Origin of the sequence: Brevundimonas albigilva (assembly GCF_023503965.1) — a bacterium.
In the GTDB taxonomy this organism is placed as follows: Bacteria; Pseudomonadota; Alphaproteobacteria; order Caulobacterales; family Caulobacteraceae; genus Brevundimonas; species Brevundimonas albigilva.
This window is the reverse complement of sequence record NZ_CP097298.1, coordinates 1,017,806-1,039,498: the sequence shown is the minus strand read 5'-3', so window position 1 is coordinate 1,039,498 and position 21,693 is coordinate 1,017,806. Positions and strand designations below refer to the sequence as shown.

The following is a 21,693-nucleotide window of genomic DNA, read 5'->3' as shown; positions in this document are numbered from 1 at the left end:
CATGACCGCCGCCGCCTTCAAACCCCAAGCCGAGGCCGTCCCCCAGTCGGGGGCGCGGCTGCTGGTCTCCACCCTGGAGCGGCTGGGGGTGGAGGTGGTGTTCGGCTATCCGGGCGGCGCCATCATGCCCGTCTATGACGCGCTGGCCGGATCGAAGCTGAAGCACGTCCTGGTCCGCCACGAGCAGGGCGCCGCCTTCGCGCCGACGCCTATGCGCGGATGAGCGGCCGGGTCGGGGTCTGCATGGCGACCTCCGGGCCGGGCGCCACCAACCTGATCACCGGCATCGCCAACGCCATGATGGATTCGGTGCCGATGGTCTGCATCACCGGCAACGTTCCGCAGGGGGTGATGGGCACCGACGCCTTCCAGGAGATCGACATCCTGGGCGTCACCCTGCCGATCGTGAAACATTCGATCCTGGTCCGCGACGCCGCCGAAGTGCCGGCGGCGGTCGAGGAGGCCTTCCACATCGCCGCCTCCGGCCGGCCGGGGCCGGTGCTGGTCGACCTGCCCAAGGACGTGCAGTTCGCCCAGACGACCGAGGACTTCGGCTTCCACATTCCCAACGCGACGCCGACGGTCGATCACGACGCGATCGCGGCCGCCGAGGCCGCGATCCGCGCGGCTAGGAAGCCGCTGGTCTATATCGGCGGCGGGGTGAAGATCGGCGGCGCGACCCAGGCCGTGCGCGACTTCGTGCGGGCCACCAACATTCCGCAGGTCTCGACCCTGAACGCCCTGGGCACCGTGCCCACCGATGCCCCCGGAATGCTGGGCATGCTGGGGATGCACGGCACGCGGGCGGCCAACGAGGCGGTCCAGGAGGCGGATCTACTGATCGTCGTCGGCGCCCGCTTCGACGACCGCGCCACCGGCAAGCTGGCCGAGTTCGCGCCCAACGCCGGCGTCGTCCACTTCGACATCGACGCCTCGGAGGTCGGCAAGCTGCGCGCGGCCAACGTCGCCGTCGTCGGCGAGCTGAAGACGGGCGTCGAGGCCCTGACCCAGCGGATGCGCGCCGGCGCGGCCCTGGACATCCAGCCCTGGACGGTCGATTGCGCCCGCGCCGCGGCGGCCGGCGCCCATCGCTATGACGCGCCGGGCGAGGGGGTCTATGCGCCCGCCCTGCTGAAGGAAATCTCCGAGGCCGCCGGCGACGCCTTCGTGGCCGCCTGCGACGTGGGCCAGCACCAGATGTGGGCGGCCCAGCACTGCCGCTTCGCCAGCCCGGAAGCGCACATCACCTCGGGCGGCCTGGGGGCCATGGGCTTCGGCCTGCCGGCCGGCATCGGCGCCAAGATGGCCCGCCCCGAGGCGACCGTCGTGACCATCGCCGGCGACGGCGGCTTCATGATGAACATCCAGGAGCTGGCGACGCTGAAGCGCTACGGCGTGCCGCTGAAGATCGTGCTGATCGACAACTCCAGCCTGGGCCTGGTGCGCCAGTGGCAGGAGCTATTCTTCGCCGAGAACTATTCCGAGATCGACCTGTCCGACAACCCGGACTTCGTGAAAGTGGCCGAGGCCTTCGGCATCGAGGCCTTCCGCATCGATCGCCGCGATCAGGTGTCGGAGGGCGTCCAGCGCCTGCTGGCCGCCGACGGCCCTTGCCTGGCCCATGTGGTCATCGATCCCCGAGACAATGTTTGGCCGCTGGTTCCGCCAGGCAAGAGCAATGCTGAAATGATGGAGGGCTCCTGAGATGAGCGACACGATCCACATCCAGATCGACCGCGCGGACGGTTCGCTTCAGCGTCTCATCGGCCTGGTGGAGCGCCGGGGCTTCCACATCGACGGCATCAACATGGCCGACGAAGGGTCGTTCCGTAAAATCGCCCTGACCGTGCGCGGCCGCGACGCCGGGCGCTGCATGGACAATCTGGGCCGCCAGATCGACCGGCTGTTCGGCGTGCGCCGCATCGGCAACGACATTATCCAATCCGAGGCTGCGTGATGGACCGAGTATCCGGCGTATCGCGCACCGCACAGATCGCGGCCGACCCCAACCGCGTCATCATCTTCGACACGACGATGCGCGACGGGGAACAGGCGCCCGGCTTCTCCATGTCCGCCCAGGCCAAGGTGAAGATGGCCCAGGTCCTGCGCGACCTGGGCGTCGACGTCATCGAGGCGGGGTTCGCCGCCGCCTCTCCGGGTGACGAGGACTGCATTCGCCGCGTGGCCGGCGAGGTGGAGGGGCCGATCTTCTGCTCGCTGTCGCGGGCCAACGAGAAGGACATCGACGCCAGCTTCCGCGCCCTGCAACCGGCGCCGAGGGCCAACCGCCGCTGCCACGTCTTTCTGGCCACCAGCCCGATCCACCGGGCGGCCAAGCTGAAGATGTCGACGAACGAGGTGCTGTCCACGGCCGTGCGGTCGGTGGAATATGCGGCCAGCCTGTTCGACGACGTGGAGTTCTCGGCCGAGGACGCCTTCCGCACCGAGCCGGAGTTCCTGGCCGACGTGCTGGAGGCCGCCGCCGACGCCGGCGCCCGGACGCTGAACGTGCCCGACACCGTCGGCTATGCGACGCCGGAAGAGGTGCGCGAGCGCTATCGCTATCTGGCGGCGCGCATCCACAGGCGCCATCCGCAGGTGATCTTCTCGGCGCATTGCCACGACGACCTGGGCATGGCGGTCGCCAACTCCCTGGCCGCCGTCGAGGGCGGGGCGCGGCAGATCGAGGGGGCGATCAACGGCATCGGCGAGCGGGCCGGCAACGCCTCGATCGAGGAGGTCGTCATGGCGCTGAAGGTCCGCCAGGACCGCTATGGCGTCACCACCGGCGCCGACAGCCGCCACCTGGTGCGGGCCTCCAAGATCTTGTGCGAGATCACCGAGACGGTCATCGCCCGCAACAAGTCGGTGGTGGGGATCAACGCCTTCGCCCACGAGGCCGGGATCCACCAGCACGGCATGCTGGCCGACAGCCGCACCTACGAGATCATGAGCCCCCAGGACGTGGGCTTCGAGGGCAGCTGGTTCGTGCTGGGCAAGCACTCGGGCCGCCACGCCATCGCCAAGCGCGCCGAGACCATCGGCCGTCCCATCGAGGGCGAGCGCCTGGCCGCGGTGGTCGCCGGCTTCAAGCAGCGCGCCGACCAGATCGGCGAGATCAACGATGCGGAACTGATCGCCATCATCGACCGGGTCGACGGCGTCTCCGCAGAACAGGAAGAAGTCTATGCAGCCGCTGGCTGAGAACATCTGGATCAACGGCGAACTGACGCCGTGGGCCGACGCCAAGATCCACGTCATGAGCCACGCGCTCCACTACGGCACCTCGGTGTTCGAGGGCATCCGCGTCTATGACACCCCGAACGGCCCGTGCGGCTTTCGCCTGCGCGAGCACGTGCGCCGCCTGTTCGACAGCGCCCGCATCTATCATATCCAGCTGCCCTACACCGAGGACGAGCTGGTCGCGGCCTGCCATGCGGTGGTGCGCTCCGAGGGGCTGCGCTCAGCCTATGTCCGGCCCATCGCCTTCCTGGGCCAGTGCGGCATGGGCGTGACCCCGGCGCCGCAGAACATGAACGTGGACATCGCCATCGCGGCGTTCCCGTGGGGCGCGTATCTGGGCGAGGAGGCGCTGGAGAAGGGTGTGGACGCCTGCGTGTCCAGCTGGAACCGCACGGCGCCGAACACCACGCCCTCGGCGGCCAAGGCGGGCGGCAACTATCTGTCGTCCTATCTGATCGGGCGCGAGGCCCGTGTCGGCGGATTCGGCGAGGGCATCGCCCTGGGCGTCGACGGCCGTCTGTCGGAAGGGGCGGGCGAGAACCTGTTCGTGGTCAAGGACGGCCGGGTGATGACGCCGCCGGCGGCCAACTCCATCCTGATGGGCATCACCCGCGACAGCGTCATCAAGCTGGCCAAGGCGCAAGGGTTTGAGGTGGTCGAGCAGGCCATGCCGCGCGAGGCCCTGTATCTGGCCGACGAAATCTTCATGACCGGCACGGCGGCGGAGATCACCCCGGTGCGTTCGGTGGACGGGATCACGACCCGGGCCGCCGGGCCGGGTCCGGTGACCAGGGTGGTCAACGCCGCGTTCCGGGGCCTGTTCACCGGCGAAACCCCGGATGCGTTTGGCTGGCTGGAACCGATCGGCGCGGCGGTGACCAAACGGGAGCCTGAGTATGCGTGAACGATCCTCCCCGAGGAGCGCAGCGTAACGGGGGAGGGGGACCGCCCCCGGGTCTCGCCAGAGGCGAGCCCGAGGACAGGCTACACGGTGGAGGGGGCGACCCCACGCGCCGAGTCCGGGTTCGCCCCCACCACCATGCTGCGCATGGTCCCCCTCCCCGCTTCGCAGGGGAGGATCGCTGATGGCCCGCACCCTGTTCGACAAGGTCTGGGACGCCCATGTCGTGCGCCAGGAGACGGCCGAGACGCCCGGCGTGCTGTATATCGACCTGCATCTGGTGCACGAGGTCACCAGCCCGCAGGCCTTCAGCGAGATCGAGGCGCGCGGGCTGAAGGTCCGCCGCCCGGACCGCACCTACGCCACCCTGGACCATTCCACCCCGACCCTGCCGGCCGGGCCGGACGGCGCCAAGCCCTATGTCACCGCCCAGGCCGAGGCCCAGGTCCATACGCTGGAGCGGAACTGCGCCGCCCACGGCGTGCCCTTGGCGGGCTGGGGCTCGGACGATCGGGGCGTAGTCCATGTCATGGGGCCGGAGCTGGGCCTGACCCAGCCGGGCATGACGGTGGTCTGCGGCGACAGCCATACGGCGACGCACGGCGCCTTCGGGGCCCTGGCTTTCGGCATCGGCACCTCGGAAGTCGGCCATGTGCTGGCGACCCAGTGCCTGCTGCAGCGCAAGGCCAAGGCCATGCGGGTGACGGTGGGCGGCGAACTGCAGCCGGGCGTGTCGGGCAAGGACGTCGCCCTGGCCGTCATCGCCGCCATCGGCTTTGGCGGCGGCACCGGATACGTCATCGAATACGCCGGCGAGGCGGTGCGGTCGCTGGACATGGAAGGGCGAATGACCCTGTGCAACATGTCCATCGAGGCGGGCGCCCGCGCGGGCATGATCGCCCCGGACCAGACCACCATCGACTGGCTGCGCGGCCGCAAGCACGTCCCGACCGACTATGAGGCGGCCGCGGACGAATGGCTGAAGCTGGCGACCGATCCGGGCGCCGTCTTCGACAAGGAGGTCGTCATCGACGGCGCGGCCATCCGGCCGATGGCGACCTGGGGCACGACCCCGGACGCCGGGGCGCCGATCGGTTCGCCGGTGCCGCAGCCGCAGTCGGACAGCGACCGCAAGGCCATCGCCTATATGGGCTTCACCGCAGGCGAGGCGACGACCAGCCAGCCGGTGGACGTCGTCTTCATAGGTTCTTGCACCAACGGCCGCCTGCCCGATCTGCGCGCCGCCGCCGAGGTGCTGCGTGGGCGCAAGGTCAAGCCGGGCGTCCGGATGCTGGTGGTGCCGGGCTCCGAAGCCGTGCGTCGCGACGCCGAGGCGGAAGGGCTGGACCAGGTCTTCATCGCCGCCGGGGCCGAATGGCGCATTCCCGGCTGTTCGATGTGCATCGCCATGAACGGCGATTTCGTCGCGCCGGGGCAACTGGCGGTGTCGACCTCCAACCGCAATTTCGAGGGCCGCCAGGGCAAGGACGCCCGCACCATCCTGGCCAGCCCGGCGACGGCGGCGGCGACGGCGGTGGCCGGGGTGCTGACCGATCCGCGCGTCTATCTGAGCGAGGTGGAGCATGTCTGAACCGTTCCAGGTCCTGACGTCGAAGACGGTCACCCTCAGCCAGGCCAATATCGACACCGACCAGATCATTCCCGCGCGCTTCCTGACCACGACGACGCGCGAGGGGCTGGGCAAGGCCGCCTTCTACGACTGGCGCTACGAGGCGGACGGATCGGAAAAGCCCGAGGCGATCCTGAACCGCATCGACCCGACGGAGCACCGCATCCTGCTGGCGGGCCGCAACTTCGCCTGCGGATCGTCGCGCGAGCACGCACCCTGGGCGTTGCTGGACTATGGGTTTCGGGCGGTGATCTCGACCGAAATCGCTGACATTTTTACATCGAACGCGCTGAAAAACGGCCTTCTGCCCATCGTCGTCAGCCAGGCCGTGTGGGACGATCTGGCGTCGCAGCCGGACCAGCCGGTGACGATCGACCTCCAGGCGAACGAGATCCGGCGGGGCAATGCCCATCCCGTGCCGTTCGGGGTCGAATCCTTCGCCCGCCAATGCCTGCTGGACGGGGTGGACACCCTGGGCTGGCTGCAATCAAACCTGCCCGAGATCGAAGCCTTCGAGCGATCGAGAGAGACCGTCTGATGCCCCACGCCGCCCCCAAGACCTACACCATCGTCCTGCTGCCCGGCGACGGGGTCGGGCCCGAGGTGACGCGCGCCGCGCGCGATGTCCTGTCGGTCATCGGCGACTTCTACGGGCACGACTTCCAGTTCACCGAACACCTGATCGGCGGCGCCGCCATCGACGAGACGGGCGAGCCCCTGCCTGAGGCGACGCGGGCGGCCTGCGTGGCCGCCGACGCGGTGCTGCTGGGCGCGGTGGGCGGGCCGAAGTGGGACGGCGGCAAGGCGCGGCCCGAACAGGGGCTGCTGGCGATCCGCAAGGCCATGGGCCTGTTCGCCAACCTGCGGCCGCTGCAGGTCTCGCCGGTGCTGGCGCATCGGTCGCCGCTGAAGAAGGAGATCGTCGAGGGCGTCGATCTGATCGTCTTCCGCGAACTGACGGGCGGCGTCTATTTCGGTGAGAAGACCCGCGACGACAAGGGCGCGACCGACCTGTGCGAATATACGGTGGTCGAGATCGAGCGCGTCGCCCGCGCCGCCTTCCACACCGCCCGCCAGCGGCGCGGCAAGGTCACGTCCGTCGACAAGGCCAATGTGATGGAGACCAGCCGTCTGTGGCGCGAGGTGGTGACCCGCATCCACGCCGAGGAATTCCCCGAAATCCAGCTGGAGCACGCCCTGGTCGATTCCATGGCGATGCACCTGATCCGCAAGCCCCGCGAATACGACGTCATCCTGACCGAAAACATGTTCGGCGACATCCTGTCCGACGAGATTTCGGTGCTGGGCGGCTCCATCGGCCTGCTGCCTTCCGCCTCGCTGGGCGCGGAGGGCCCGGGCCTGTTCGAGCCGATCCACGGCTCGGCGCCGGACATCGCGGGCCAGGATCTGGCCAATCCGGTCGGGACCATCCTGTCGGCGGCCCTGCTGTTGCGTCACAGCCTGAAGCTGGAAGACGAGGCGGATTCCATCGAGGCGGCCGTCGCGGCGGTCCTGGCGGCGGGCGCGGTCACGGCCGACCTGGGCGGCGAACTGGGAACCCGCGCGGCGACCGAGGCCGTCATCGACGCCATCCGCGCCATCCACTGGGCAGCGGCGCACCGGGTGCAGATGCACTGGGCCTGACGCCCGATTCAGGCGCTGAATATCCTTTCGCGGAACGCCGATCCGCAGGGAAGGCCTTTCGGCCAAATCCCCTTTTCGCGCAAACATTATTCCGGCTTTAACTTTTGAGCCGTGAACGTTGCAAGAAAGTTGCACCGTTCACGGTCAAGCCTCTTGCGCGTTTCGCGAATGCGGTAAAAGTTCGCATCTGCGAGATTGCATAGGGGGTACTAGCTTATGTCGCAGGTCGGAAATCGACTCCTCGGGGCCGCGGGGCTCCTTCTTCCCACACTTTGTCTCTTCGGCGCGGGAGCGGCCGCCGCCCAGGACGCCGCGCCGGCTCTGCTGGGCCACCAGGCGGCGCTTGAGCTGGACGGCGCGGGCACCGCCTGGCTGGGCACGTCCACGGCGTTGGTGCTGCTGATGACCCTGCCGGGCCTGGCGCTGTTCTACGGCGGCATGGTGCGGCGCAAGAACGTGATCGCCACCATCACCCAGTCCGTCGGCGTCTTCGCCGTGGTGTCGCTGGTGTGGTTCATCGCCGGCTACAGCCTGGCCTTCGGCGCCAATCCGTCGGAGGGGCTTCAGCCCTTCATCGGCAGCCTGGACATGCTGTTCCTGAACAATGTGTCGCTGCAGACGGCCAACGGCCTGCTGCCGGGAATCCCCGAGTTCCTGTTCATCTCCTTCCAGATGACTTTCGCCATCATCACCCCGGCCCTAGTCACCGGCGCCTTCGCCGAGCGGATGAAGTATTCGGCGCTGCTGCTGTTCACGGCGCTCTGGTCGCTGCTGGTCTATGCGCCGATCTGCCACTGGGTCTGGGGCGGCGGCTTCCTGGGTTCGGCCGGCGTGCTGGACTTCGCCGGCGGTGCGGTCGTTCACGTCAACTCGGGCGTCGCGGGTCTGGTCTGCGCGATCTTCCTGGGCCGCCGCAAGGGCTACGGGGTCGAGCCGATCCTGGCGCACAACCCGGTCCTGACCATGATCGGAGCCTCGTTGCTGCTGGTCGGCTGGATCGGCTTCAACGCGGGCTCGGCCGGCGCCGCCAACGACCTGATGGGCGTGGCGCTGCTGAACACCATCCTGGCCGCCGCGGCCGCCGCCCTGACCTGGAAGGTCGTCGAATACATCGAGAAGAAGAAGGTCTCGCTGATCGGCATGCTGTCGGGCGTGGTGGCGGGCCTGGTCGCCATCACCCCGGCCGCCGGCTTCGTCGATCCGAAGGGCGCGGTCATCATCGGCCTGATCGCCGGCCCGGTCTGCTACGCCTCGTCGGTGTGGATCAAGAAGCTGCTGCGCTACGACGACTCGCTGGACGCCTTCGGCATCCACGGCGCGGGCGGCCTGATCGGCGCCCTGCTGACCGGCGTGTTCGCCTCGACCGCGATCAACAGCCTGTCGGAAGGCGCCAACATCGGCGCCCAGGCCTATGGCCTGATCGGCACCATCATCTACAGCGCCGTGGGCACCCTGGTGATCCTGTTCATCTGCAAGTTCACCACCGGCCTGCGCGTCAGCGAGGCGGAAGAGACCGCCGGCCTTGACACCTCGCTGCACGGCGAGGCGCTGGAGAGCGTCTGACGCCCTCAATCCCGGGGCGCGGCTCTCCCCGCGTCCCGGATCCCGCCACGCGCGGGCTCTCTCGACAACAATCATAAACAAGGGGATTCTGTAATGAGCGTAGCTAAGTTCCGCATGGCCGCCCTGGCGATCGCCGCCGGCCTGGTCTCGCTGGCGGCGCCGGCCTCGGCCCAGACGGACGTGGATGTCGCCTTCAACGTCGGCGTGGTCAGCGACTATGTCTTCCGCGGCGCCAGCCAGACCGACGAGGAGCCGGCCATCCAGGGCGGTATCGACCTCACCGCCGGCGGCTTCTACGCCGGCGTCTGGGGCTCCAACGTCGACTTCTTCGACGACACCGACGCCGAGGTCGACGTCTACGGCGGCTTCCGGGGCGAGGCGGGCGGCTTCGCCCTGGACGGCGGCGTCATCTACTACGCCTACGTCAACGAGCCGGGCGCCGCCGACTACAGCTACACCGAGTTCAAGCTGGCGGCGTCGCGCGCGGTCGGTCCCGCCAGCGTCGGCGCGGCGGTCTATTATTCACCGGACTTCTTCGGCGTGGACGAGACCGCGACCTATTACGAGGTCAACGGCAGCTTCGCGCCGATGGACAAGCTGACGGTCTCGGGCGCGGTGGGCCAGCAGACGCTGGACGTGTCGGACGACTATGTGACCTGGAACATCGGGGCGACCTACGCCCTGACGGACAATCTGGCGATCGACGTCCGCTATCACGACACGGACGTGGACGGCGTCGCAGCCTATGAGGACCGCATCGTCGGCGGCCTGAAGGTCGTCTTCTGACGACCGATCCCGTCGGATCGAAAGGGGCCCCGGAGAGCGATCTCCGGGGCCCTTGTCGTTACCGGGCGTAGCGATCCTCGACCGCCTTGTAGCGGTCCCAGACCTTGCCGTCGGCCAGCGACCGAAGCAGCTTCAGATACTCCGCATGGGTCCAGGCCAGGGGCGTGGCCGAGTCGTTGTTCTGGCCCAGCACGTAGTCGTTCTCGGTCGGGTTTCCGACGCCGTCCCACACCTGCTCCGACAGCATCAGGCCGTCGTTGGCGAACCGCTCCATGCCGCGCACATAGGTCTGGCGGATGGCGTCGATATCGGATTGCGAAGGGGTTCCGTTCACGCTGGCGCGCGCCAGCTCATAGTGACCGCGCTCGCCGGTGAAGAAGGGCCAGACGCGGCCGCGCTGGCCGGGGCTCATCTCGCCGCCGACGCCGTAGTTGGCCCCGGTCCGCCAGTCCTCGCCATAGCCGTCGACGCCATAGCGGCGCCAGCCGGGCGTGGTGTCGCCCTCGGGGCCGAAGTCGTAGCGGACGCGGTACAGGTCTTCGAGGCTCTGGTCGTCATAGACGGGCAGGGTCTCGACGATGTGGGGGTCGTCGGCCTTGCGGACCCCATAGCGCACCAGTTCCAGGAAGCCGCCGTCGACGACGCGGTCCTCCTGCGGGGCGATCTGGCCGTTGGCGGCGCCGATGGCGGCCTTGTCGTTCGGGTTCTCGTTCTGGGTGATGCGGATGAAATAGCGCCCGTCGCCGAAGTCGCCGTTGGTGGTGAACATCCGCGCTTCGATCTTGGCGGCGTAGTCGTCGGCGGCGGCCTGGTAGCGGTTCGCATCGGCAGCGTCGCCCGCGGCCCGCGCCATCTCGGCGGCGACGGTCAGGCCCGCGACCACGGCGGCGGTGGTGGAGGGGGAATAGCCCTGCTGCTCCTCCCAGCGTTCCTGCTGGGTGAAGGGCGGCCTGATCTCGGCGTCGTTCCAGAGCAGACCCACCTTGCCGCCGTCGACCAGGAAGTCGGCGGCCGGCTTCAGCATGGACCGGAAGTGGTCGGCCATCTCGGCGTCCGACAGCCAGCCCAGCTTCCACAGGCGATAGCCCAGCATGATCGGCATGGCCGTCTGGTCCAGCTGGACCGCGACCCATTCCAGTTCGCCGTCGACATGGGTCTTCTGCAGGAACCAGCCGCCGACGCCGGTGTTGCCCGGCGTGTCCGCGCCCACCTGCACCTGGGGCAGATAGTTGAAGGCCGCCAGCGGCGTCTCCCTGTCGCCCAGCGCCGCCAGGGCCATGGCCACCTGGTAGAAGTCGCGCGGCCAGACGGCCTTGTAGCCGGTCGAGGACTTGGAGGCGTCGACCGTGTCGCCCCACGGGTTCGACAGGCTGGCGATCAGGGCGCCGGCGTGGGTGCGATCCTCCTGAACCTTCAGCATCAGGGCCGAGGCGTAGGCCAGCTTGCCGCCGTCGGTCGCCTGCTGCGCAATGCGCGGCAGTTCGGTCAGCGAGGCCACGTAGTCGCGCCAGCCCACGCGGTCGCCTTCGCCGACGAAGCGGGCCAGAACCTCGTCCAGGCCGGTCTGGAACGATCCGTCCGCCGCCGCCTGGGCCGCCTCGGCGCTGTCGCCGAAGCCGATGACGAAGTCGCGCGTCAGGGTCTGGCCCATGCGCAGCGTCGGCAAGGCGCCGGTCATCAGGGTGTTTCCGGTCGCGTCGCCGGTGGAGGCGTAGGTCCAGTCCAGCTTGCCGTCGCGCAGGTCGGTCAGGCCGTCCGAGACGCCGACGAAGCCGACGCTGGCCGCCTCGAAGGCGTCGGACGGCTTCAGGACAAGGTGCGTGTCGCCCTCCCAGGCGTGGAAGGCGTCGCGCGTGACGCGGCCCTGGTCGTCCACGCCGGTGTTGGCGATGTGCGGCTCCAGCAGCAGATAGGGGGTGATCTCGCCGCTGAGCGCCTTGATCTCGACGCGCAGGACCAGGGCGTTGCGGTCCGGGTCGCTGTAGATGCGCTTGACGATCTCGTAGCGGCCGGACGTGTCGCGGGTGGTGATCCGATAGGCCGGGGCCAGCGGGCGGCCCTGATCGTCGACGTCGATGTATTCGGTGCGGGCGGTGGTGTCGTCGCCTTCCAGCGACAGGCCTTCCGGCGTGACCAGGGCGAAGCGCAGCGCCTTGATCTGCGCCTCGTGGATCAGGCCGTACATGGTCTCGGTCAGGACGCCGTCGGCGATGGAATACCAGACCTTGGACACCGCGCCGGTCGGGCCGCCGTCGCGGTACTGGCCGTCGACATAGGCTTCGTAGGACGATCCTGCGCCGGTCTTGGCGGCGCTGGACCAGACGGGCGCGTCGCCCGGCGCGCCCGGGGCGACGCCCGATTGGGCCGCGGCGGCCGAGGCGAGGGCCAGTCCGGCGGCGCCGGCCAGGCAGAAAGTCTTGAGATTACGCATGCAGGTCCTCACGAGGTTTGCGTGGGGCGGGGGAAAGAAGGAAGGTCAGCGGCACGTCCAGCCGGCCGTTCCACGAGGCTTCATTGTGCTGGGCGCCGGGGAACAGCAGGCTCTGGAAGCGGCCCGGGCCATAGCCGGCGTCGCGGAAGACGCGGTCGATCCGCGTCTGGAACTGGCCGTAGAACTGATCCAGCGTCTCGTCGCCGCGATCGAAGTAGAAGCGGTGCGCGCCGGCGGGCGGCAGGCCGGCGGCGATGACGCCGGTCCAGGCCGTGACCAGCCGTTCGCGCCAGGCGTCCAGCGCCGGGCCGGGCTCCAGTCCCTGGACCTTCAGCGGCCAGTGGGTCGACAGGCAGGCGGCGGCCGAGAAGACGTCGGGCCGCTTCATCACCGCCTGCATCGAGATCAGCCCGCCCATGCTGGAGCCGCTGATCGTCGTGTCCTGCGGTCCGGTCAGGGTGCGATAGGTCCGGTCGACGAAGGGTTTCAGCTCGTCGGTCAGGAAGCGCAGATAGCCGTCCGACAGCGGCGGGCCGCCGTAGATGGCCTGGACCTCGTCGCGCATGTCGGCGGGCAGGGCCGCGATCAGGTCGCTGGGCAGGTATTCGCGCAGGCGCAGGTCGGTGTTCCAGACGCCGACGACGATGGGGGCGCGCACCTGGCCGCCGGCGATCAGCCGGTCCAGATGCTCGTCCACGCCCCATTCGCCGAAGTTGGCGGTCGCCGCGTCGAACAGGTTCTGGCCGTCGTGCATGTAGAGCACGGGATAGCGGTCGTCGGACGCATCGTAGCCGGGCGGCAGCCAGACCGAGACGTTGCGGGCCTTGGCGTGTGCGGAGGCCATCGCCTCGTGCAGCACCAGCCGGCCGGCCGTCGGCGTCTCGGCCCGCGCCGCGCCGGCGAAGGGCAGGGCGGCGGTCAGGGCCAGCAGGGTGCGGCGGTTCATGCGCGGTGCTCCCTGACCAGAAGCGCGCTGATGGCGGCCAACACGAAGGAGACGGCGCCCAGCACCAGGGCCCAGATGGCCTGGCCGTCGAACAGGCTGCGCAGGATCAGGCCCAGGACGGTCGCCGCCAGCAGCTGGGGCACGACGATGAAGATGTTGAAGACGCCCATATAGACGCCCATCTTCCGGTCCGGCACCGCCGCCGACAGGATGGCGTAGGGCATGGAGACGATCGAGGCCCAGGCGAAGCCGACGCCGATCATCGGCAGCCACAGCAGGCCCGGATCGCGAATGGCGAAGACGCCGAACAGGCCGACGGCCCCCAGCAGCAGCATGACCGCGTGGGTCGCCTTTCGGCCGATGCGTTTGGCGACGACCGGCAGGGCGAAGGCGGCCAGCGCCGCGACGCCGTTATAGACGCCCATCAGCACCCCGACCCAGTCCGCGCCCTCGGCATAGGCGGCCGAAGTGGTGTCGGTGGTTCCGTAATGGACGCTGGTCACGGCGGCGGTGGCGTAGATCCACATCGCGAACAGGGCGAACCAGCTGAAGAACTGGACCACGGCCAGGCCGCGCATGGTCGCCGGCATGCGGAAGATGTCGTTCAGGATCTCGGTGGCGGCGTTGGTCATGCCGCGCCGCTGCATCATGCCGACCGCGATCATCAGCAGGCCGAAGCCGGCGACGAAGCCGGCCAGGATCAGCAGCTCCTTCTCCAGATCCAGCGCGCCGATCAGGACGAAACCCAGCAGGCCGGCGACGGCGCAGCCCAGGCCCGCGCCCAGCCAGCCGCGCACCGACTTGGCGGGCGGTTCGGCGACATCGTCGACGGGCGCGGCGCCGCCAAGGCGGGCGCGCTCGAAGGCGGCGATCTGTTCGGGGCTGTATTCCCGCGTGCTCAGCACCGTCCACAGCACGGCGGCGAACAGGCCGATCGCCCCGACGTAGAAGGCGATCTTGACCGACAGCGGCACGACGCCCGCCTCGGCCGTGGAGACCACCCCGAAGACGTTCGACAGCAGCCACGGCAGGACCGAGGCGAACACCGCCCCCGCGCCGATGAAGAAGCTCTGCATCGCATAGCCGGCGGTGCGCTGTTCCTCCGGCAGGTTGTCGCCGACGAAGGCGCGGAACGGCTCCATGGTGATGTTGATCGAGGCGTCCATGATCCACAGCATGGCCGCGGCGAACCACAGGCTGGGGCTGTTGGGCATGGCGATCAGCGCCAGGGTGGTCAGGATCGCTCCGACCATGAAATAGGGGCGGCGACGCCCGAACCGCGTCCATGTCCGGTCGCTGAAATGGCCGATGATCGGCTGGACCAGCAGGCCCGTCAGGGGCGCGGCGATCCACAGGATCGCCAGCGCGTCGACCTCGGCGCCCAGGGTCTGGAAGATGCGGCTGGTGTTGGCGTTCTGCAGGCCGAAGCCGATCTGAATGCCGAAGAAGCCGACGCACATGTTCCAGATCGCCAGGCCGGACAGGCGCGGGCGATGGGCGTGGATCAGTTCGGGCGTCGCGCTGCTCATGCCGAAATGACCCTCGTCATTCCGGGGCGGGCGAAGCCCGAACCCGGAAGCCAGGAGGACATCACCACTCTGTCCCTCCCATCAGGGACGCAGTTCTGGGTGCCGGGTTCTTCGCTGCGCAAAGCCCTGGAATGACGGAGGAGGCGGTTCATCGACGGCGACGCCCCACCGGCACGAAGCGGATGGCCTGGCCGCCGCCGGGGGCCAGGGCCAGGGTGAGCGTGTCAGCCGAGGTGACTTCGCGCTGTTCGATGACGATGTCCTCGCGCTTGCCCTTGTAGTCGGCGTCCGGGCCGTCGCGGTAGATTTCGGCGCGGTAGCGGCGGCCGGCGTCCAGGAAGTCCAGGTCCGCCGTCAGGACGCGGGGGTTCTCGTCGGTGATGGCGCCCAGGGCCCAGATGTCCGAGCCGCGTTCCTTGCGGGCGATGACGACGTAGTCGCCCATCTCGGCGGCCAGGGTGCGGCTCTCTTCCCAGTCCACCGGCACGTCCTTGATGAACTGGAACGGGCCGGGATTGGCCTCGTAGTTGACCAGCAGGTCGGCGGCCATCTGGATCGGGCTGTAGATGACGACGTAATAGGCCAGCTGCTTGGCCCAGGTCGTCTGGATGCCCTGCGGACTGCGCGTCTCCATGCCGAAGATGCCGGGCGTGTAGTCCATCGGCCCGGCCAGCAGGCGGGTGAAGACCAGGTTCGGGACGTGCTCGGGCGGGTTCGACGGATTGCCCCAGGCCGAATATTCCATGCCGCGCTGCCCCTCGCGGCTGATGATGTTCGGATAGGTCCGGCGCAGGCCCGTGTCCTTGAACGGCTCGTGGGCGTTGATCGCCACCTTGTGCCGGGCGCCGACCTCGACGACCTTCATGTGGTGCTGGGCCATCGCCTGGCTCTCGTGCCAGGCCATGACCATCCGGCCGTCGGGCCCGGCGACACGGGCGCCCTGCGCGTCCGCGACATAGCCGGTCTTCACCGAATGGACGCCCAGCCGCTCGTACAGCGCCATCGCCGGTTCCAGCTGCTGCTCGTAGTGGAAGGCGTTGCCGCCGGTCTCGTGGTGGCCGATCAGCTGCACGCCCTTGGCGCGGGCGTGGGCGCAGACCGCCTCGATGTCGAAGTCGGGATAGGGTTCGGTGAAGCTGAAGTCCGCGCCGTTGGCGAACCACTGGCCGTCCCAGCCCTTGTTCCAGCCTTCCACCAGCACCCCGCCGAAGCCGTGCTCGGCCGCGAAGTCGATGTGCTTGATCGTGTTCTCGGTGGTGGCGCCGTGCTTGGGGCCGGAACCCCAGGTCTTCAACTCCAGGTGCATCTCCCACCAGACGCCGACGTATTTCATCGGCTTGAACCAAGACACGTCGCCCAGCTTGTTGGGCTCGTTCAGGTTCAGGATCAGGCTGGAATCGATCAGGCCCGCGCCGGTGTCGGCGATCTGCAGCGTGCGCCACGGGGTGTTGAACGGCGCCTGGCGAACCACGGCCGCATTGGTCAGGCCGGGCGTCAGCTGGGCGCGGAAGTTCGTGCCCTCCGACCGGCGCAGGTTCATGCCGGCGTAGTCGACGCAGGCGGCCTCGTGGATCGAGACGTGCAGGCCGGACCGGCCCTTGACCGTCATCGGGGTCTGGGCGCTGCCGATCGCGTCGACCGGCGTGCGGTTGTAGAGGTATTCCTCGCGGTTCCACTCCCAGGCCGGACACCACAGGGCCTCGCCGTTTTCGGCCAGGTTGAACTCGGTGATCTCGGAACCGATGCGGACGGTCTTCAACGCCGGCTGGTCCGGGAATTCATAGCGGAAGCCCAGGCCGTCGTCATAAAGGCGGAAGACCACGTCCACGCGGCGCTGCAGGCCGCCGGCCTCGGCATAGGTCACGCGCCATTCGTTGTAGTGGTTGCGGATGACGCGGCGCTCGCCCCAGGGCTGCTCCCAGGTCTCGTCCACCGTGACCGGCTGGCCGGCGGTGATCGCCAGGCCGCGCTCGATGGCGGGGGCGTCGGTCAACAGGAAGCCCAGCTTGGACGGCGCGACGACCGGACGGCCCTGGCGCATCACCGAATACATCGGGCGGCCGTCGTTGTCGGTGAAGGCCTCGACCGTCAGCATCCCGCCGGGCGAGCTGGCGCGGGCGTGGGCGGGCGTGGTCTGGGCCCGGACGCCGGTGGCGCCGAAGGCCAGGATCGAGACGCCGCCAAGGGCCAGGAAGGATCTGCGCTTCATCATGGGAATCTCCGTTACGCCGCCTCTTGCCAACCGTCGCGAACGGTGGCTGAAATATTTGCAGAAAAATTTGCAGCGCCGAAACGCTGTCGTGAGGATCCGCGACCTTGAGCCGCAAGACGACCCGCCTGGAAGACATCGCGCGCCTGGCCGGCGTGTCCATCGCCACGGCTTCCAGGGCGCTGAACGACAATCCCGCCGTCAACGACCGCACCAAGCAGCTGATCTGGAAACTGGCCAAGGAGCACGACTACCCCTTCCGCCGCCATATGCCGGCCGGCCCGATCGGGGCGCAGGGGACCATCGCCCTGGTGACGCCGCGTCCTCAGGGGCGGGAAGGGCGCCTCTCGGATCCCTTCTTCCTGGAGCTTCTGGCCGGGGTGGGCGAGGCGGCGCGCGAACGCGGCTGCGACCTGCTGATGAGCCATATCTCGCCGGCCAACTACGAGGAGCTGTCGGCGGCGCTGAACACCAGCCGGGCGGACGGCGTGATCTTCCTGGGTCAGTCCAGCCTGCATTCGGCCTTCAACCGGCTGGTGGACGCCGACCATCGCTTCGTCGTCTGGGGCGCCGAACTGCCGGAACAGGACTACTGCTCCATCGGCTCGGACAACATCTCGGGCGGCCGGCGCGCGACCCTGCATCTGGCGCGACTGGGCCGCGAACGCATCGTCTTCCTGGGCGACCTGGACCCGCCCGAGGCCATGCAGCGCCACCGGGGCTATCTGGACGCAATGGGCCAGGCGGGGCTGTCGGTCGACGCCGAGCTGATCGTGCCCGCCCACTTCGAGGTGGAGTCGGCCGAGGCGTCGGTCGACGCCCTGATCCGGCGCGGCGTCGCCTTCGACGGCGTGGTCGCCGCCTCCGACCAGATCGCCCTGGGCGCCGTGCGCGCCCTGCTGCACGCGGGGATCGACGTGCCCGGCCAGGTGTCGGTCATCGGCTTCGACAATGTGCCGTTCAGCCGCTATTCGCGCCCGGCCCTGTCCACCATCGCCCAGGACACGATGAAGGCCGGACGGCTGATGGTCTCCAAGCTGCTGGATCATGGCGGCGCGACCGCCGGCCGTTCCGAGCGCGTTCCGACCGAACTGATCGTTCGCGAGACCTGCGGCGGCTGATCCGGCCATCAGACCGCGAACAACAGGCCGGCTAGAGGCGCCAGCCTCGATCCGTCGGCCTCGCTCCAGTTGACCGCCTCGATGCGGCGCGCGCCCGCGGGCGGGGTCCAATCGACAGGCTGATGGCCCAGGTTGAAGACGCACAGCAGCCGCTCGCCGCCGTCCGCGCGCTCGAACCGTTCGAACACCAGCACATCGGCGGCCTGGATCAGGTCCAGCCCGCCGTAGCGCAGGGCCGGATGGGCGTGGCGCAGGGCGATCAGACGGCGCGCCACGTGCAGGGTCGCCTCGGGATCGGCCTCCTGCGCGTCGACGGCCATCTTCAGGTGCCGAGGGTCGACCGGCAACCAGGGCTCGACGGCGGAGAAGCCGGCGTTGGGCGCTGATGCGGTCCAGGGGATCGGCGTGCGGGCGCCGTCCCGGCCCAGGGTCTGGGGCCAGTTGGCGATGGCCTCCGGATCGACCAGCCGCTCGAACGGCACCTCGGCCTGGGGCAGGCCCAGCTCCTCGCCCTGATAGACGAAGACATTGCCGCGCAGGCACATCAGCAGCAGCAGGGCCATCTCGGCGAAGGCCTTTTCGTCGCGGCCTTGCGCCCAACGCGACACCGCGCGCGGGGCGTCGTGATTGGAGAAGGTCCAGGACGGCCAGCCCTCGCCCTGCCGATCCGGCCACATGCCGTCGCCCAGGCCGATCAGTTTGCTGCGCAGCGTGTCGGCGTAGAGGTACAGGAAGCCGTAGGCGGAATGCAGCCGGTCGGACCCGGCGGTGTATTCCTTCATCTCGCGATCGGCGTGGTCGCCGCCGACCTCGGCCACGGTGAAGCGGCCGTCATAGCTGTCGGTCAGGGCCCGGATGCGGTTCAGGAAGCCGATGATCTCCGGCTGGCTCTGGTTGTGGATCTTGTCTTGGAAGTCGAAGGGCCGGGTGCGCTTCTTGCCGTCGTTGATCGGCGGATTGTCGGTCAGCTTCGGGTCGTGGATGGCGAAGTTGATGGCGTCTAGGCGGAAGCCGTCCACGCCCCGATCCAGCCAGAAGCGGGCGGCGGCGATCAGGGCGTCCTGGACCTCGGGGTTGCGCACGTTCAGCTGGGGCTGCGAAGCCAGGAAGTTGTGCATGTAGTACTGGCCGCGCCGCGCATCCCACGTCCAGGCCGGGCCGCCGAACACCGACTGCCAGTTCGACGGCGGCGAGCCGTCCGGCTTGGCGTCGGCCCAGACGTACCAGTCGGCGTGCCTGGCCGTCTTCGACGCGCGGCTGTCGATGAACCACGGGTGTTCGTCCGACGTATGCGAGAACACCTGATCGATGACGACCTTCAGGCCCAGCGCGTGGGCGCGGGCGACCAGGGCGTCGAAATCGGCCAGGGTCCCGAAGATCGGATCGACGTCGCAATAGTCCGAGACGTCGTAGCCGAAGTCCTTCATCGGCGACTTGAAGAAGGGCGACAGCCAGACGCCGTCGACGCCCAGGGACGCGACGTGATCCAGATGGTCGGCGACGCCCTTCAGGTCGCCGACGCCGTCGTCGTTCGAATCGGCGAAGCTGCGCGGATAGATCTGGTACAGGACCGCGCCCCGCCACCATTCGTGCGCTAGGTCAGGCGCGGCGGCGGCCGTGGACAAATCGAGGGGCTGGGCGGTCACGGCACGCTCTTGCAGACGAGGTAATCGAGGGGGGGACGCTGACGGAGACGCTGGCCGGCGCCGAGGATTCGGGCGCGCAGTCGCCGCGCAGAGCCTGCCACCGAAGCGAGGTCGGCTCCACCTCGACCTGGGCCGTGACGGGCGCGGTCGAACTGTTGAACAGGACCAGGATCTCGGCGCCGGCGTCGTCCAGGCGCGACAGGGCGAACAGGCCGGGCGCGTCGCCGTAGGCGCGCACCACCTGGCGGCCGCGTCGCAGGGCGGGTTCGGCGGCGCGGATGCGGGCCATCTCGGCGATGGCGCGGTACAGCGGCGCCTGGGTGGAATAGGCGGGCTGGCGACCGCCGATGGGCGTCGTGTCGCGATAGACCGGCGTCTGGCTGTCCCACATGTCCTGGCGCGAATTGCCGTACCCGCCCGCGCCGGCGAAGCCCTGCTCGTCGCCATAATAGAGGGTCGGCACGCCCCGGCTGAACATCATCAGGGCATGGGCCAGCTTGATCCGCGCCAGCAGTTCGGCGTCGTCGGCGTCCGGATTGGCCTGTTTCACTAAGAAGCCGACGCGGCCCATGTCGTGATTGCCCAGGAAGGTCGGCAGGATGGCGGCGGTGTCGGCCCCCTTGGCGTAGAGGGCGTCTGCGTCGAACAGCTTGGCCAGGGCGTCGCCGCCCGTCTTGCCGGCGGCGAAGTCGGTCGCCTGCTTCTGGAAGGGGAAGTCCAGCACGGCGGGATAGTCGTCGACCCGCGTGAACCGGGCCGTCACCGCCGGATCGGGATCATAGACCTCGCCGAAGATGTGGAAGTTGGGAATGCCCTTCGCCTCGGCCCGCGCCAGCATGGCGGGAATGAAGGCCTGCCAGAACTCCGGGTTCACGTGGCGGGCGGTGTCGATGCGGAAGCCGTCGACGCCGTATTTGTCGATCCAGCCGCCGAAGACGTCGATCATGCCCTGGACGACCACGGGATCCTCGGTCAGCAGGTCGTCCAGGCCGGCGAAGTCGCCGTCCAGGCCGCTCTCGCCCGCGAAGGTGCTTTCGCCCCGGTTATGGTAGTGGATCGGGTCGTTCAGCCAAGCCGGAACCTTGGCGTTCTCCTCGCCCGCCGGGACGTAGGGGGTGTAGGCGTAGTCCGGGCGGGTCAGGCGCGAGAAGTCGCGGCCGTCGAAGCCCTCGTTGATCGGCGCCCCGTCCACGCCGCCCCGTCGGGTGTAGGGATAGTCGGCGCGGCTGCGATAGGCGCAGCGGCCCTCGGGGCATTCGCGATACTGGATGACGTCGGCGGTGTGGTTGGCGACGATGTCCAGATAGACCTTCATGCCTCGCGCATGGGCGGCGTCGACCAGGGCGCGCATCGCCGCCTCGTCGCCGAAGTGCGGATCGACCGCGGTGAAGTCCGTGATCCAATAGCCGTGGTGCGCCGCGCCGGTGTAGTTTCCGTGGCTCTGCACCGGCTTGTTCTTGAAGATCGGGGCCAGCCAGACGGCGGTCGCGCCCAGGCCCTGGATGTAGTCCAGCCGTCGGGTCAGGCCGGCCAGATCGCCGCCGTGGTAGAAGTCGGTGTCCGAGGGGTCGAAGCCGCTGACCAGTCGCTCGGGCGCATAGCCGCCGTGGTCGTTGGACGGATCGCCATTGGCGAAACGGTCGGGCAGGAGAAAATAGATCACCTCGTCCTGCGGCGGACGCTGGCGAAGGGCGGCGACCGGGTCGCCGACGGCCTGGGCCTGAACGGGCGCGCGAGGCTGAGCGGGAACCTGAGCCTGGGTCGCCGTCGCGCCGCAGGCCGTCGCCAGGGCCGCCAGCGCGCATAGTCCGCTGTTCAATCGATTGCGCCGCATCGGTTTTCCTCCTGCCTGGTCAGTGCAAAGCCTTCCAAGTCGATTTGCAAGATTTTGCAGTCCTGCCGCCGCCTGTCAACGCGCGTAAAAAATGCTGCAACGCACACATAGCGTGGCAATGCGTCGCAACATCCCGAAGAAACGGGGTGCGGACGCCCGGGCGAACATGACGAATTTCCAGCAGCAAGATTACCGGCTTGCAATGTGCAA

15 protein-coding genes and 1 pseudogene are annotated in these 21,693 nt (G+C 68.8%); 10 read left to right on the top strand and 6 right to left on the bottom strand.

Annotated features, from left to right (window positions below):
• Nucleotide 1: 1 nt before the first annotated feature.
• From ilvG to MU852_RS05380, 9 genes and pseudogenes are all read left to right on the top strand, one after another.
• A pseudogene (gene ilvG, locus MU852_RS05420) lies at nt 2–1,704 on the top strand (acetolactate synthase 2 catalytic subunit).
• 1 nt (nt 1,705) lies between these two features.
• Complete coding sequence (locus MU852_RS05415) at nt 1,706–1,957, top strand: ACT domain-containing protein (protein ID WP_249751335.1); 252 nt, start codon at nt 1,706–1,708, stop codon at nt 1,955–1,957.
• Entirely contained in the window at nt 1,957–3,204 is a 1,248-nt protein-coding gene (locus MU852_RS05410) for a 2-isopropylmalate synthase (protein ID WP_249751334.1), read from the top strand. The genes MU852_RS05415 and MU852_RS05410 overlap by 1 nt, the downstream gene beginning before the upstream one ends.
• Nucleotides 3,188–4,147, top strand: coding sequence for a branched-chain amino acid transaminase (locus MU852_RS05405; RefSeq protein WP_249751333.1), 960 nt, complete (start codon nt 3,188–3,190; stop codon nt 4,145–4,147). The genes MU852_RS05410 and MU852_RS05405 overlap by 17 nt, the downstream gene beginning before the upstream one ends.
• Nucleotides 4,148–4,328: 181 nt before the next feature.
• Nucleotides 4,329–5,735, top strand: coding sequence for a 3-isopropylmalate dehydratase large subunit (gene leuC, locus MU852_RS05400; RefSeq protein ID WP_249751332.1), 1,407 nt, complete (start codon nt 4,329–4,331; stop codon nt 5,733–5,735).
• Nucleotides 5,728–6,312: a 3-isopropylmalate dehydratase small subunit gene (gene leuD, locus MU852_RS05395; RefSeq protein ID WP_249751331.1), complete on the top strand. Its 585-nt coding sequence runs from the start codon at nt 5,728–5,730 to the stop codon at nt 6,310–6,312. Before leuC ends, leuD begins: the two co-directional genes overlap by 8 nt.
• Nucleotides 6,312–7,418 (top strand): 3-isopropylmalate dehydrogenase, encoded by a 1,107-nt coding sequence (gene leuB / locus MU852_RS05390; RefSeq protein WP_249751330.1) that lies wholly within the window; start codon nt 6,312–6,314, stop codon nt 7,416–7,418. The genes leuD and leuB overlap by 1 nt, the downstream gene beginning before the upstream one ends.
• A gap of 216 nt (nt 7,419–7,634) precedes the next feature.
• Entirely contained in the window at nt 7,635–8,981 is a 1,347-nt protein-coding gene (locus tag MU852_RS05385) for an ammonium transporter (RefSeq protein ID WP_283843796.1), read from the top strand.
• Nucleotides 8,982–9,074: 93 nt separating this feature from the next.
• Nucleotides 9,075–9,767 (top strand): TorF family putative porin, encoded by a 693-nt coding sequence (locus MU852_RS05380; RefSeq protein ID WP_249751329.1) that lies wholly within the window; start codon nt 9,075–9,077, stop codon nt 9,765–9,767.
• A 58-nt stretch (nt 9,768–9,825) separates the two neighbouring features.
• Here the strand turns inward: MU852_RS05380 and MU852_RS05375 are convergent, their stop codons facing one another.
• From MU852_RS05375 to MU852_RS05360, 4 genes are all read right to left on the bottom strand, one after another.
• Nucleotides 9,826–12,198, bottom strand: a complete 2,373-nt coding sequence (locus tag MU852_RS05375) for a glucan 1,4-alpha-glucosidase (protein WP_249751328.1) — start codon at nt 12,196–12,198, stop codon at nt 9,826–9,828.
• Nucleotides 12,191–13,144: an alpha/beta hydrolase gene (locus MU852_RS05370; RefSeq protein ID WP_249751327.1), complete on the bottom strand. Its 954-nt coding sequence runs from the start codon at nt 13,142–13,144 to the stop codon at nt 12,191–12,193. The genes MU852_RS05375 and MU852_RS05370 overlap by 8 nt, the downstream gene beginning before the upstream one ends.
• Nucleotides 13,141–14,673 (bottom strand): MFS transporter, encoded by a 1,533-nt coding sequence (locus tag MU852_RS05365; RefSeq protein WP_249751326.1) that lies wholly within the window; start codon nt 14,671–14,673, stop codon nt 13,141–13,143. Before MU852_RS05365 ends, MU852_RS05370 begins: the two co-directional genes overlap by 4 nt.
• 148 nt (nt 14,674–14,821) lie before the next feature.
• The gene (locus MU852_RS05360; protein ID WP_249751325.1) at nt 14,822–16,885 is read right to left on the bottom strand and encodes a glycoside hydrolase family 97 protein; all 2,064 of its coding nucleotides are present in this window, start codon (nt 16,883–16,885) and stop codon (nt 14,822–14,824) included.
• A 104-nt stretch (nt 16,886–16,989) separates the two neighbouring features.
• Between MU852_RS05360 and MU852_RS05355 the strand changes: the two genes are divergently transcribed.
• Complete coding sequence (locus MU852_RS05355; RefSeq protein WP_249751324.1) at nt 16,990–18,003, top strand: LacI family DNA-binding transcriptional regulator; 1,014 nt, start codon at nt 16,990–16,992, stop codon at nt 18,001–18,003.
• 8 nt (nt 18,004–18,011) lie between these two features.
• Here the strand turns inward: MU852_RS05355 and MU852_RS05350 are convergent, their stop codons facing one another.
• Complete coding sequence (locus MU852_RS05350) at nt 18,012–19,649, bottom strand: alpha-amylase family glycosyl hydrolase (protein WP_249751323.1); 1,638 nt, start codon at nt 19,647–19,649, stop codon at nt 18,012–18,014.
• Nucleotides 19,603–21,483, bottom strand: a complete 1,881-nt coding sequence (locus MU852_RS05345; RefSeq protein ID WP_249751322.1) for an alpha-amylase family glycosyl hydrolase — start codon at nt 21,481–21,483, stop codon at nt 19,603–19,605. The genes MU852_RS05350 and MU852_RS05345 overlap by 47 nt, the downstream gene beginning before the upstream one ends.
• Nucleotides 21,484–21,693 lie beyond the last annotated feature (210 nt).